Origin of the sequence: Pedobacter boryungensis (assembly GCF_013204825.1) — a bacterium.
GTDB classification, from domain to species: domain Bacteria; phylum Bacteroidota; class Bacteroidia; order Sphingobacteriales; family Sphingobacteriaceae; genus Pedobacter; species Pedobacter boryungensis.
In genome coordinates this window covers 794,135-808,815 of the sequence record NZ_JABMKV010000001.1, presented here as the reverse complement: position 1 = coordinate 808,815, position 14,681 = coordinate 794,135, and the positions used below count along the sequence as shown (strand labels likewise).

General features: G+C 35.9%; 10 protein-coding genes and 1 tRNA gene. 4 read left to right on the top strand and 7 right to left on the bottom strand.

Annotated elements, in window-relative coordinates:
* Positions 1-11: 11 nt before the first annotated feature.
* Entirely contained in the window at positions 12-3,188 is a 3,177-nt protein-coding gene (locus HQN85_RS03500) for a glycoside hydrolase family 2 TIM barrel-domain containing protein (RefSeq protein WP_173268955.1), read from the bottom strand.
* A gap of 445 nt (positions 3,189-3,633) precedes the next feature.
* Here HQN85_RS03500 and HQN85_RS03495 point away from each other — a divergent pair.
* Positions 3,634-3,706 (top strand) — tRNA-Lys (locus HQN85_RS03495).
* A 128-nt stretch (positions 3,707-3,834) separates the two neighbouring features.
* Here HQN85_RS03495 and HQN85_RS03490 read toward each other — a convergent pair.
* Complete coding sequence (locus HQN85_RS03490; RefSeq protein ID WP_173268954.1) at positions 3,835-7,518, bottom strand: hypothetical protein; 3,684 nt, start codon at positions 7,516-7,518, stop codon at positions 3,835-3,837.
* 693 nt (positions 7,519-8,211) lie between these two features.
* On the opposite strand from HQN85_RS03490, the gene HQN85_RS03485 reads away from it, so the two are divergent.
* Positions 8,212-8,808 (top strand): dihydrofolate reductase family protein, encoded by a 597-nt coding sequence (locus HQN85_RS03485; protein WP_173268953.1) that lies wholly within the window; start codon positions 8,212-8,214, stop codon positions 8,806-8,808.
* Positions 8,809-8,880: 72 nt separating this feature from the next.
* Here the strand turns inward: HQN85_RS03485 and HQN85_RS03480 are convergent, their stop codons facing one another.
* The 3 genes from HQN85_RS03480 to HQN85_RS03470 all read right to left on the bottom strand — a co-directional run bounded on the left by HQN85_RS03480 (position 8,881) and on the right by HQN85_RS03470 (position 10,080).
* The gene (locus HQN85_RS03480; protein ID WP_173268952.1) at positions 8,881-9,189 is read right to left on the bottom strand and encodes a hypothetical protein; all 309 of its coding nucleotides are present in this window, start codon (positions 9,187-9,189) and stop codon (positions 8,881-8,883) included.
* 135 nt (positions 9,190-9,324) lie between these two features.
* Positions 9,325-9,504 carry a histone H1 gene (locus tag HQN85_RS03475; protein ID WP_090993090.1) on the bottom strand — a complete coding sequence of 60 codons (180 nt, stop codon included), beginning with the start codon at positions 9,502-9,504 and terminating at the stop codon, positions 9,325-9,327.
* A gap of 180 nt (positions 9,505-9,684) precedes the next feature.
* Positions 9,685-10,080 carry a cupin domain-containing protein gene (locus HQN85_RS03470; protein WP_173268951.1) on the bottom strand — a complete coding sequence of 132 codons (396 nt, stop codon included), beginning with the start codon at positions 10,078-10,080 and terminating at the stop codon, positions 9,685-9,687.
* Positions 10,081-10,192: 112 nt separating this feature from the next.
* Here HQN85_RS03470 and HQN85_RS03465 point away from each other — a divergent pair, with 112 nt between their 5' ends.
* Positions 10,193-10,960 (top strand): MBL fold metallo-hydrolase, encoded by a 768-nt coding sequence (locus HQN85_RS03465; RefSeq protein WP_173268950.1) that lies wholly within the window; start codon positions 10,193-10,195, stop codon positions 10,958-10,960.
* A 103-nt stretch (positions 10,961-11,063) separates the two neighbouring features.
* Positions 11,064-11,471 (top strand): GxxExxY protein, encoded by a 408-nt coding sequence (locus HQN85_RS03460; protein WP_173268949.1) that lies wholly within the window; start codon positions 11,064-11,066, stop codon positions 11,469-11,471.
* 55 nt (positions 11,472-11,526) lie between these two features.
* Here the strand turns inward: HQN85_RS03460 and HQN85_RS03455 are convergent, their stop codons facing one another.
* A complete protein-coding gene (locus tag HQN85_RS03455; protein WP_173268948.1) occupies positions 11,527-12,558 on the bottom strand; it encodes a S66 peptidase family protein in 1,032 nt (343 codons plus the stop codon).
* A 200-nt stretch (positions 12,559-12,758) separates the two neighbouring features.
* Complete coding sequence (topB, locus tag HQN85_RS03450) at positions 12,759-14,606, bottom strand: DNA topoisomerase III (protein ID WP_173268947.1); 1,848 nt, start codon at positions 14,604-14,606, stop codon at positions 12,759-12,761.
* Positions 14,607-14,681 lie beyond the last annotated feature (75 nt).

Genomic DNA, 14,681 nt, shown 5'->3' with positions numbered 1-14,681 from the left:
CAATTAACAATTTACTTAATTGGTTTAATCCAATAACTATACTGTTGGTCTTTGTAAGGAATTTGGTATTGTGTCAAAGGCATCGAACCCCAGCTATCTATCCCTTGTATGCCCAATTGTTCCATATCCATGTGTACATAAATCTGATTACGCTTTACCAATTCGCCAGAATGATATTGCTTTTTCTCCACTTCTGGATCTAAATCCTCAACCGAATAAGGCAAGGCATTAAAACTTAATAAGCTATCTGCATATTCAAAACGTAAACCTTTACCCTGTTTGTTAGTAAAAGTTACCCAACGTACATCGGTTTTATTCCCGCTTTCTTGCGGACGAGCATATGGAAAATATTGCTTATCTACTGTTGATTGATAAGTACCAATTAAAGATGCTGTTTTTCTATCTACATAATTCTCACCTGGTCCACGACCATACCATTGGATAGTATTGTAAGCCGAATTCAATTGTAAATCGTTACCAATACGCATTAAAGTTTTGTATTTACCTGCAACGGCTTTAAACTCATTATTCACTTTTATCGTACCATCTTGATAAATATAAAAGATTTGTTTTGTGGTTGCATCTCCTTTTAGTAAACTAGAAGTGATTTCTACAACTCCTCCATAAGGCAAGTTGTTTATACTCATTGCTTCTGCTTTAATAATGCTTTTGCTCTCATCATATACATTTCGCCACATACGCAAAGATCTGTTTAAACCTGCACCAATATCGTTATCTGTTGGAGCACGGTAAAAGCCTGGCTGCGGACCAGCAACTAAAGTTTCTTTTCCGTCTAGTAGATAGCTTGTTAGTTTCCCGTTTTTTAAATCAAATGTTGCTTGAAAATTTTTACCAGTAAAAATAGCTTTATCAGTAGTTTTAGTCAACTTAACAGGATGATCTGCTTTGTTAGTTTTTACTTCAATACCTTTTGATGTTCCATTTAAGGCAAGCTGTTCATAAGAAATGTCATAGCCCTTCTCTAAAAAAGGTTCAGGTGTTTTTAGCACATAATGGAGATTTAAGAAATACTCTTTTCCAGCTTTGTAACTGTTTTTTATTGGCAAAGTAAAAGTTGATGTTTGTCGGGGATTGATATTTAAAGTTGCCACTATTCCGCTCTGAACTACTTTACCATCTTCTAAAACTTCCCAGTTTAATTGAACATTATTAATGTCGCGGAAGAAATAACTGTTGGTTACACTGATTTGGTTGTTTCCTAAATAACTCGATTTGATAAATTGATATACCTTTTTAGCCTCAATTGCCATTGGTGTTAATTCGCGATACGCAGTGACTACACCTTTTACGCAGAAGTTGTTATCACTAAAATCTTCATTAACTGGACCTTCTAAAGGAAAATCTCCTCCATAAGCTAAAATTCGCTTTCCATTTTTTACAGTATCAATTCCTTGATCTATCCATTCCCAAATAAAACCACCTTGTAATTTTGGATTATTTTCAATTGCATCCCAGTATTCTTTAAAGTTACCCAAGCTATTGCCCATAATGTGCGCATATTCGCTCATAATTAAAGGTCTCGTTTCATTTTTTCCTTTCGAATATCTAACCAACCAATTTGGATCAGGGTATTGAGGAACAATCATATCTGTGTTAAAATCATTCTCAGCTCTTTCGTATTGCACCGGACGAAAATCTCTTTGTTTTAACCATTCATAGGCTTCGTAAAAATTAACACCATTCCCAGCTTCATTTCCTAATGACCAAGTAATAACGGAAGTATGGTTTTTATCGCGTTCATACATTCTGGTAATTCTTTCTAAATGCGGAATACGCCATTGTTTATCATTACCAAAAGAAGTTTCTAGACTATAGTAACGACCATGCGATTCGATGTTTGCTTCATCAATTACATATAAACCATATTCATCACAAAGCTCCATCCAATACGGATCTGGCGGATAATGCGAATGACGAACAGCATTTACATTTAGCTTTTTCATCATCTCCATATCTTTTCTCATGTCTTCATGTGTAAGTGTATGTCCTTGTGTTGCATTATGCTCATGGCGATTAACGCCTTTTAGAAAGATACGTTTTCCATTTACTAGCAAATCACTTCCTTTAACCTCTACCGAACGGAAACCAATACGCTGCGGAATAACTTCAATTATTTGCTCGTTTTTATCTTTTAAAGTAATGTACAATGTATATAGGTACGGCACTTCTGCCGACCAATTTTTCACATTGCTGATTTGTGTTTTAAAAGAAAGGTTGTTTTTATAATTACCCAACACTTTTTGAAGTCCTGTGGCATCTTTCCAAACCGAAACTCCCTTAGCATCAACTAAATTTAAGGCTACATAAAAGCTATCAGGTCTGCTGTGGTTAGTGCGTTGATCTATTTTATAGTTCTCAACGGTTACTTCAACATTTAATAAACCATTGGTATAGGTTTGATCTAAAGTACCAACAGCTTTAAAATCACGAATATCTAATTTAGGAGTAGAATAGAGATAAACGTCACGTTCTATACCAGAAATGCGCCACATATCCTGACATTCTAAATAACTGCCATCACTCCATCTGTAAACTTGCAATGCGATGGTATTTTCGCCAGGCTTCACATATTTTGTAATATCAAACTCTGCTGCTAACTTACTATCTTCGCTATAGCCCACCTTTTTACCATTTACCCAAATAAAGAATGCAGATTTTACAGCGCCTAAGCTGATAAACACTTGTCTATTTTTCCAGTTTTCTGGGATATTAATTTTTCTACGATACGATCCGACTGGGTTATTATCTTCAGGAATATCAAAAGGAGGATTCATTCTATTTCCTGTCAGTTTTCTACCAGCAAATTCATAAGGCTGATTTACGTAAATTGGCAAACCATAGCCGTTTACTTCCCAATTTGCAGGTACTTTAAAGTTATCCCACTTGGTATCATTAAAATCTGTTTTATAAAAATCTAACGGTCTTTTACGTGGGTCTTTAACCCAGTTAAATTTCCAAGTTCCATTTAAAGAAATAAAATAAGCCGATTTCTCTTTTGTTCTTTTAGCAGCCAAATCTGCATTTTCATAAGCGAATGCAGATGCTCGCATTGGCATTCTGTTTAAAGAAACAACTTCTGGAGTTTGCAACTCTACAGGTAATTGCTGTGCCGTTGTGTGCAAGGCAAGCAATACCATGATAGAGCAAATAATAATGTGTTTTTTCATTTGTGTGTTTAGTGGTTAGTTGGTTTTACTGCATAAATGCATTGTAACTCCTAAAATAGACATGCAAATTATTAAATAGCAATTAATTACCACGCAAACGTTTGATATATTAAACTAGAGGCCTTTTATTTTCAACTATTATCAACTACCTCAGGTTAACTGTTGCTTTTAATTGTTTAATCAAATAAGTCTAACAATTTTATATCACAAATTTTGACTTCTAATTTTATGATCCTCTAAAAATGGAAAGGATTTCAAGCGTTTGCGCTAAAATTCATCAAACGCCTTTATTCTTTAAAGGTCAATAAGTAATAAGGGAAGTTCGAAACGCTATTGATAATTAAGGTGTTAAAGCGTGTTCAACAAAGCATCTTAACTATTTTAAAAAATAATTGGGCAAATACGTTTTAATTTCTATATTTGCCCCTCCTTAAACAAGAGGAATGATTCCGTAGCTCAGCTGGTAGAGCATTACACTTTTAATGTAGTGGTCCTGGGTTCGAATCCCAGCGGGATCACAAACAAAACCCTGCAATCGAAAGATTAGCAGGGTTTTTGTTTTTAGGGAATACCTATGATAACATATCCGTTATTACATATGTCATAAGGGTTTTAAAAAAGGAGCATATGATTATGCTCAAAACTATCAATAATCTAATTTATCTCTTTCTGCTCTATCATCCATTTCCTTAGCTGAAGCCCTATAGTTTTTAGCAAGGCCAGAATAAATGCTTGACATCTTGGGATATTTGAGCCTATGTTTTTTTACAAGCTTTTCAAAATAGATTGCATGCGCCCTTTCAATATCACCGCCAGCGAAGGCACCTCTAATAGAAGAACCTCTTTTATTGAAGAGAGCTGTAGAAAATGCAGAGAGCATATCTTTAGTGCCAACAGCCTCAATGACTTCTGAAATAACCTCAGCTGGCCAATTATCTGTTCCATCCTCCGGATATTGCGCTAGGAGCTTACCAATAAAGCTATCAGTGACCTCGGTTCGATCTGCAGCAGCGGCTAATGCCCTGGATTGCTCGACCCAGTTTTTTAAAAATGACTCATTTATTCCCTTCTTATCTTCGATTCCAGGTAATTTTTTCATCGAATTAAGCAACTTATAGGCTTGTTGACCTCGATGAACTAACTGTTCATCTGAAAGGTCATTCCGCTCTTTATCAACAAGCTCCCTATTTTTTGGCAGATAGGCCCATTTGATTACCTCAATAAAAAATTCAGGATTTTTAGCTAACTCCGCATGTAGATACTTAGGATACCGATGAATTCTATGTCCATCCAACAGTGATAGATATAGATATTCTAATCTAATCATCGTTGAATCATCTAAATTTCTCCTTTCGTCAAGCAGTTTGAAAAGGACTCCAGCCTGATAGCTTGGAAAATTCCGGTTTTCATCTGTGGGTCTAGTAACGGCATTCATCAGTAAGTTCAATATCTTTTCGGAACTTAGCTGTTGTTCTTCCGAGATGTGTGCAGCCATATCTATAGCAGAGAAATGCCTGTTGTACTTTTCTAAATTGTCCAAGACAAAATCTATATCATCTTTTTCCATCCAAAATAGCATCGTATTTACTTCTTTCCAATATAATGTTGTTATCTCCGTATCAATATCTTCCAGATATCTCCAAATTTCTCTCGTTGGATGAAGCGAGAGAAAGAACCGATTGATGGCATGGATAGACAAATCACTCTCCGCTAGTTTCCTGTAAACAGAATCTACCCATGCTACATCCTGAGAGAAATATAGGCTTTTGAAATATGTTTGAGCCAAACTTATCTCTCCTTGCTGGCCATCTAATAAAGGATACACCTCATCTGTATATTGTATAGGGTTTTTCACTTTGGCTAAAGCCTCACCTAATATCCACGGTTCCTTAACCTCTTTTGCTAACATTAATACTTTTTCAATTCCTCCATTTTTGAGTATGATTCGAATCCCTTCCATTCTTGCTGCCGCAACTTTTTTACCATGATGATCTCGGCCATTACGACCTCTGATGCTTCCGCCTTCAGGAAAATTTGGCCAATGGTCATCAAATACCCATCTTATTTTTTCGATAGGATCTACAGGTTCGTAACGTTTATAAAGGTCAATATATGGAGAGAGAAGTTCCTCTGGAACCGACCAATCTGCATCTGGATAGGATCTGCTATCTGAAAGGATTTTGCGGAGCGTTGACCAAACCTTATCCTTTCCTTCTTTGATGTTATCTGCATTTTGCTCTGCAAGAGCAAGAATCTTATTTCGCTGTTTAATGGTTAATACTGTTGAACGATTCAACAGTGCAGCTATTCTTTCTGCATCATTTGCCACTATAGACAATAATAAATCGATCACTTGGTCACCAATACTCCAATACTCTCTATGGGTAACCTCCGTATTTACTGGTGTGCTGAAAAGGCGCCATCTAGGTCTGTGGGTAGGATGAGCTGTTCCGCGGTCTGTGTGCAACATTGAAAACAGCACTTTCCAAGCTAAATCATTGTCCTCTTCAATTAAGGATCGCAAAACGGCTATGCGCTGGTCTAGGCTTGCAAGTGTCTGATGGTGCCAAGACTTGTATATTTCCAGCAAGGAATTAATTGGATTATTTACTATTTTTATACCAGGGTCTAACTTCGCTAATCTTGCAAGTAATATGGTGGCATCTTCAAGATATTCTGGTATCCAAGCCAATGCCTCCATTGCCCAAAGCATACCCGTATGATAGGCACTTGGTGTTAGCATTCCAGGCCTTTCTGTTAACATTGGTAGAAGAGTATTCTCTGAGGAATTGAGCGATATATTTACGTAGTGCAAAAAACAACTTGGAGATGCCTCAGCAATCAAAGGAAGCTCCTTGTCTAAAGATATCCATAAATTAGCGTCGGCGTCCTTAAGTAAACTTCCTACTACCTCATCTGTCCAGCCCTGAGGGTCATCCATGCCGTCAAGCTCGAGTCCATTTCCATAGAATCCTATCAATATTAACGATTGCAAAAGGCCTTCTCTAGCCCAAGTCGAATATTGCCTGTCCGATCCTGAAATAATATCAAAGGGGTTATTCTCGTCTTTCGGAATATATGGATTTCCTTTTCTGAGGGCTAATGTTATCGCTTGTTTAAGGTTTTTAAAATCTCCTGCGCTGAGAAATGATGCAATATTTGCCCAGGCATCCAAGGGCGATCTCAACCGCCAAGTATTACCAATTTGAAGGATTGGAGACTCTGGACAATCTCTCCAACGTTTCAGTTTCTCGTGATAAGTTTCATAGCTTTCACCTGAAAACATTTCTATCAATTCGCGGTCTCCAGGTTTAAAGTCGTACCAACGACCAAGCAAAAGAGCCGGTATGATTTCTTTTACATTTCCTTCTAGCCAGTGAATTCGGCTTTGGGGAAACTTAAGCAATCTGCGAAGTACAGTGATGTCACGCCCAGCTTCTATAGAAAGTCTTCTAGCATCTTCATCAGAAATACCCATGGAAATTAGCGAAGTAACCTGCTTTTCCCTATCCAGCCCTGGAAGTGTGATTATATTTTGATTGAAAGTGTCGTCTGGTCCAAGTGGAACTAGAACGTGATGTCCCTTTTCAACCGCAGGAAAAAGTATGTTAAGCTTATCGAACTTTGCAATCATATTAAGATTCCTGCTATTAATCTGAAGGCTTCTAAAATTTGTATCTGTTTCTATGACCAAACTTTTTGATATAAATGAAGTTTGTGCTGATTCATCAAATTGTTTTGCGCACGCAATGATAAAAGCAGTTGCTTCCTCTTTTGAAGCCGCCCTAACTGCATGGATGTCGGGTTCCGCGGCGAGAAAATTAGATAGCTGCTCTAATTCATACTCTCTTCCTCCTGTGAGGATAGATGGAGGGAACTGACCAGGTCTACCATGTGCAAATTCTCTCCAAAATTCCTCAACAGTAATTACACCATCGAATGGCAATACATTTGTCTCAGCTGCAAACCAACGGCTAACTGCAGGTGTCTCATCTAGCCACTCTTCAATATCTCGGCAATCATATGCCCGAATATCTTTCCAAACACCCTCCATCAGCTTTTCGGTGCGCCATTTATCCTTATCCTGCCAGAATCTTGGCGTCAGGAAAATCAGTATCCTCTCAGATGGAACATGTCCTTCTGGATTTAAGGTTCGTTTTTCATAATCCTCATTGGCTTTCTTTTTAACATTTTTTTCAGTACCAAATTCCCACAAAGATATTCCAATCGGCACATACCTGTAATCAACATCTGAATCGACAATACCATCATATCCACGGACATAGGCGGCTGTTCCCGCCGGAAAAAATGTTTTCGTATTTACTGGCATTGAACCTCGCACTAGCCTTGAGATCAGGACAGGAAGGTCTGCTTTTGAGTTAACGGTATCAGCCCAATTTTCTATTTGGGCTCTTTGTATCAGTCGCATATTAATAGAGCATTTAATGCTAATTTACGGAATTTGTATGCGAGATAAAATGTATTGGCTCCAATAATTTATACCATTTGTAAAAGTGTGGTTAAAACCACTAATGATGACTTCACAAAACTTTAATGTATGATTTGGTGATAAGGTAGACATTAAATCCACTAACCGAAGTTTGCAGACCAAATTGTGAACTACTAGATATAACTAGTTATCACGTATTTTTATGAGCCTATGCTACTTTATAATTATCCTCCCGTATATGGGAATAGCAACTTCATTCTTAATAGCATCCTCTCCCTGTTGTATTATTGTATAGTGTTTCTTGGACTGGCAATACATGATTATTCTTTATTCGTCATAGGAATATTGGAACGTATCCTAATCAGGTGCTTTCCTCAACCATGAAAGTTAACAGAATGTTAGGCATTATTGTTTAAACCAATGTGTCTAGGGAATAACTATTGATCTTACCGTAATTAGCCATTAGAATTGTCGCATTCATACTTCAAAGACCAGTCTTTGTTATCGATATTTGTTTCATACAAAGCACATTGTGTTATTTTTAAACATAAGTTAGTATAGGAGATAAAAGACATGAGGAAAATAATTGTTTTATCGATGATTTCACTGGATGGTGTCCTGCAAGGGCCTGGAGGTCCGGAAGAAGATACATCTGGGGGTTTTAAATATGGTGGTTGGACTGCACCATACGGTGATGAAGCTTACAATGAAGCCATACGCAAGGAACTACAACCTGCAGATTATTTATTAGGTAGAAAAACATTTGAAATTTGGGAAAACTATTGGCCAACGCATGGAGATTTTTGGCCAAGCATCAACGAAGGGAATAAATATGTTTTATCTACAACCAGAGATCAATCAGATTGGAAAAATTCAACTTTTCTTAAGGGCGTAGCTGATATTAAAAAACTTAAAAAATCAGCAGGATCTGATATTCAAGTTTGGGGAAGTAGTGAGCTGATCCAGCTATTGCTTGAACATGATTTAGTAGATGAGCTACGATTAAAAATTCACCCACTGACACTTGGTAAAGGGAAAAACTTATTTAGCAATGGTCCTATTCCGGCAGCATTTACATTAATAGATAGTTATGCGACCACAAAGGGTGTAATTATGGCTAACTACAAACGTGCTGGAGAAGTTAAAACGGGTAACGTTGGTGCTGAATAAATTTAATTTGATCAGTTATAAAATAGCCTTGCAAAGATGTAGGGCTATTTGTTTTTAAATTAGTTAAATTGATTACAGTATACGAAGTGACGAACCTATTGAAGTCAGAATTTCAACTTTTGGCGTATTCTCCAAACCGCTATCATCTCTCTCCTTTTGAAACTGAAGAAATGAGGGCACATTTAGAATTTGATGCTGTACCTCTTCGTTTTCATACATAGAAATATGTAAAAAAGTTAAGCCATCTTCTTCAAGATAAACATTGTACAAGAAATTTTTGTCTACTAGCTTTTTAAAATCCGCAAGAAATACATTGATATTTTGCTTGTTTTGAGCTAGGAATTCTTGTTTTACTGTATAGCTTACTTTTACTGAAACCATTTTTGAGAGGATTATTTTTGTATGAATGAGTGTGATAAATGTACAAAATTAGCGAGTACTAATCTATAGATTTATATAAACAAAAAGACCTTGCCATAGCAAGGTCTTTCCTTTGTAATGATTAAGCTCAAAAGCTTATTTAGCGCTGTTTTTTTTCTCAGTCACTTCAGTACGAATTTCTTGTGCTAAACCTTTAAGATCTTGCATTGCTTTACGCACTCTAGTTCCCGCTGCTGCGTTACCACCATTATAAAATTTTTCTGCATCTGCTTCAATCGCAGCGATTACTTCTTTTACTTTTGAGAATTTTTCCATTTTTTAAGTTTTAATTTGATTTCAAATATATCATTTAAACACAAAAAACAAGTGGTATTTAATATTTTTTTATTCGTTTATGAGCTCATTAAGCCACTTTTTAGTTAAAAATTATCGAAACGAAATCCATTCACTTTATCGTTTAAATTAATAAGTACTCTGCAAAAGACTGCTTAATAGCTATTTAACCATAGTTAAAAGGCAAATACAATCACTATTTGCTTTTGCTTTAAACGATAATAACTGATGTAAAGTAAGTAATTCACCTGTTTTTAATTCGACAACATTTCCCATACTTTCAAACAATAAATTTCCATCAATTAACTGCAAACTCATAATAGCTTCGCCTTCTTCGCTTCCTGGCCTTACAGTTTCTCCTTCTTTTAAAGCAATTATGGTAATAGTTACTTGCTCAGATTTAAATACAGTGATCGCATTTTTCCCATTCTTCCCATAGGCTTCTTCCTGTTTAATTTGCTCAATATATTTTGGAATATTTATCGGAATAATACCTGCATCTAAAGGCCTAGCACCTTCTGGTCTTTGTGGCGTGGCGTTGTTGTGTTTCTCTTCCATTTTATTTCAGTTTAGATAAAAAACAGCTATAAACTAAAGTTGTTTGTGCATTTGTAAATGTTTATAAAAATGCGAATTAAAAATTAATAAATTCACTTTCTTTGTATTTCATATGGCTTTATTTATCAGTTCACTTAATACAGGCAGCAACGGAAATTGTTTCTATATCGGAAATGACGAAGAGGCAATTTTAGTTGATGCTGGACTGAGTTGTAAGGAAACAGAGATTCGTATGCAGCGATTAGCTTTGAGCATGAGCAAGGTAAAAGCGATTTTCATTTCCCACGAGCATAGCGATCATATTCGTGGTTTACCAGTACTTGCAAAAAAATATCAGTTGCCAGTTTACATTACGCACCATACTTTATTAGGTGGGAAACAACAAATTCAACATCATTTATTAAACTCATTTGTGGCCTACTCGCCCATCTATGTAGGTAAATTACAGATTACTGCATTTCCTAAGCTACATGATGCCGCAGAACCTCATAGTTTTACCATTAGCTATGCAGGTGTTAAGGTTGGGGTTTTTACAGATATTGGTGGTAATTGTGAAAATGTAGTGCTTAACTTTAAGGAATGTCATGCTGCTTTTTTAGAAGCCAATTATGATGATGAAATGCTAGATAAAGGTAGATATCCTTATTTTTTAAAAAACAGAATACGTGGTGGACGTGGACATTTATCTAACAAACAGGCTTTGGCTTTATTTGTAGAGCACAAACCGTCGTACATGAGCCATCTATTTCTATCCCATTTAAGTAAGGATAATAATTGCCCGAACCTAGTTCATGATTTATTTCAGCAACATGCTAATGGCACGGAGATTATTGTAGCTTCCCGATTGCAAGAAACAGCGGTTTATTATATTAGTGCTTAATAAATTACCACAAAGAAACATAGAAAACATAGGTTAAGTTTTTACCATTCAGGATATTTACTTATTTTTAATAAAAGTCATCCCCTTTTTTAAAAAATAAGAGATGACAAAAAAGAATTTAAATGATTTGACCTATACTATCATAGGTGCGGCTATAGAAGTTCATAAATATTTAGGCCCCGGATTGTTGGAAAGCGCTTATCAAAAATGTCTTGAACATGAATTATCTTTACGAGGAGTATATTTTCTTGCACAACCTAATGTGCCAGTCTATTATAAAGAAATTCAAATAGAAACCACTTTACGCTGTGATTTATTTGTAGAGAATTGTATTGTGATTGAATTGAAAGCTGTAGATTCTATAAGCCCGATTTTTAAAGCTCAATTATTTACCTATATGAAACTATTAGAAGCACCCAAAGGAATATTAATTAATTTCAATTGCCTTAATCTGTTTAAAGATGGTCAACAAACTTATGTAAATGACTTATTCAGCTTATTACCTGAATAAATAATCTTTCACAATAAGCCATACTATGTTTTCTATGTTTCTATGTGGTTATAATTTAAACCTCCTCAAGTTTACTTCCTTCAGCTCTCACGTCAATCACATGCTTAACTCCACATTTTAAAGCGAAATTAGCTCTTTGGTGCCCCACTGGAAAATCAAAGCAAACTGGATAATCATATTCTTTTACTTTATCTAATACAATTTCCACTAAGCTTTTGCCAAACTCATCACCAGAATCATCAGGTTTTACTTTAAAGCCACCAATAATCAGTCCTTTTAATTTTTCTAATTTCCCACTGCGTTTGAGATTATAAAACATTCTATCAATACTGTATAAATATTCTCCAGTGTCTTCTACAAAAAGAATTTTACCATCTGTTTCAATTTCCGATTTACTTCCTGATAGATTCTCAATGCAACGTAAATTCCCTCCAATCAATTCACCTTTTGCCTCTCCCATTCTATTACTAGCATTATATGGTGCAACGTATTTCATTTTCTCTCCTTTCAGCGCCTGCTGGATAGAGTTTATTGTTTCTACTTGAATTGGTTCTGCCAAGGCCCAATCGGATGGAAAACTATTACACATTTTAGAATGAATAGTTGCCACGTGATAATTGGTATTGATATGGCTATGCAAAATGGTGATATCACTAAATCCAATTAACCATTTGGGTGATGATTTATAACTACTAAAATCCAATTGATCTACAATTCTGATTGCCCCGTATCCTCCCCTTGCACACATAATTGCTTTTATAGTTGGATCATCTAACATTTGTTGCAAGTCTGTTAAGCGCTCTTGATCTGTACCACCGAAAGTAAAATCTTTGGCACCAACCGTTTTGCCAATTACAACATTAAACCCCCAACTTTTCATTTGAATAATCGACGGATCAATCTCAGCTTGAGTAATATAACCTGCTGGACAAGTTATGCCAATGGTATCTCCAGGTAAAAGATAAGGTGGTATTTTTATGCGCTTAGATTCGTTTGTGAAAGAAGAAATTACATCAGCTTTGCTAGAGAGTGAACTTAAAAGAAGTGGAGCAGTAATAATTGAGGATAGAAAATATTTACGATTCATGATGAAGCAATATAAAAAAATACTTTAAATTTTATGTCATGTTAAACTTAATGCAGTAAGGGAGATATATTCTTCAAAATACTTTGCCTAAAGATTTCTCGGCTACGCTCGAAATGACGAAGTTTAAAAAGATTTCTCCACTCCGGTCGAAATGACGGGATTTAAAAGGGTTTCTTCATTTTGCCGAAATGACAGTTAAGTTAGCTAGCTGCTGGAACTTGTGATAATTGAGCCGAAAGTCCCACTCCTGCTAATAAAAGCTCTTGTGTAATCGTTTTAGTATATTCTTCAATTTCTGTTTTAAAATCAGTTACCGATGCACCAGAACGAATTTCTTCTAGTCGTTTCTCCCATTGGCCAGTTAACTCTGCCTGTGCGATTTTCTTATCCTTTACAACTTCATAAACTGCCAACCCTTTGGTGGTTGGAATTAAGTTGCGTTTTTCACGAACAATATATTCTCTAGTTAATAAGGTTTCTATAATTGCTGCACGAGTTGCCGGTGTACCTAAACCACTGTCTTTCATTGCATAGCGCAATTCTTCATCTTCAATTTCTTTACCCGAAGTTTCTAGCGCTTTTAACAAAGATGCTTCGTTATACAAAGATTTTGGCTTGGTTTGTTTTTCTAATAAAGCTTTATTTACGATTGGTAATAATTCTCCAACTTTAACTTTTGGCAAAGCCGGATTTTCTTCATCTTTTTTATCTTCTTCAGTTTCATTAAATACCGAACGCCATCCAGTAGAACGGATAACAGTACCATTCGCTATAAATACAGAACCCGATTCTACAGTGATTTTAGTGATTTCTTTTATACATTCTTGATGAAATGCTTCTAACATTCTTCCTGCAACCATATCATATACAGCCTGATGATCCTTACTTAAATTGTAAGGTTTTTCGCCTGTAGGCAAAATAGCATGGTGATCTGTTACTTTTTTAGCATTTACACTTCTTTTGTTGAGTGTTGCTGTTTGTAAAAAACTAGCTTGGTTTGCAAAAATTGGATGATCAGTTAAGGTTGAAATCAGTTTAGGTACATTTGCAAAAACATCATCACCAATATAGCGACTACCTGTACGTGGGTAGGAAACCAATTTGCTCTCATATAAATTCTGCAATAAATTTAAGGTTTGATCTGCTGTAAAGCCATTTTTCTTATTGGCTTCTTGTTGCAAACTACTTAAATCGTGCAATAGTGGTGGCGGTTCCTTTCTGGGCTTTGCTTCAACAGCTGTTATGTTTCCACCAGTCGCAAAGCCAGATGCTACATCTTCTACTTTATCAAAAATTGCTTGCGCCTCAGGCTGGGTTTTAAAATTAGCTGCAGAAATTGCCTTGAATAACTGACCATCTTTATCTAATTGAATAGCGATTTGATAAAAAGTTTGGGGCACAAAGTTTTTGTTCTCTAAAAATCTAGCACAAATCATTGCTAGTGTTGGTGTTTGTACCCTACCTAATGATAGAACAGTTTTATTACCAGCAGATAAACTTAATGCTTGTGTCGCATTCATGCCCACTAACCAATCGCTTTGCGAACGAGCGTGTGCCGAATTAAACAAAGTATCGTAATCTGAGCCAGGTTTAAGATTCCTAAAACCATCTTTAATCGCTTCGTCAGTTTGTGAGGAAATCCACAGACGTTTAAATGGTTTTTTACATTTTAAGAAATAATAAATATACCTAAAAATCAATTCGCCTTCCCGACCAGCATCTGTTGCTACAATGATTTCTGTAGCTTCATCGAACAATTTTTGGATAATATCTAATTGCTTTCGAACCCCTGGATCTTCTACAAAACCATCTTTCGTTTTAATTTTACGTATAGCCAGTTTAAACTTAGCTGGAAGCATTGGCAAGTGTTGTTTTCGCCAACCTATAAAACCATAATCTTGTGGCGGCGCCAATTGTAATAAGTGCCCAAAAGCCCAAGTAAATGAATAGCCTTTACCTTCAATATATCCATCTTTTCTGGTTATAGCCCCAAACACTTTAGCTAACTCACGACCTACAGATGGCTTTTCAGCAATAACAACTTTCATTCTTAGCATTCTTTTTAGAACCCTAAATATGTAAAAAATTATTGGAGCAAAAATGAATTAGTTATCAAGAAATAG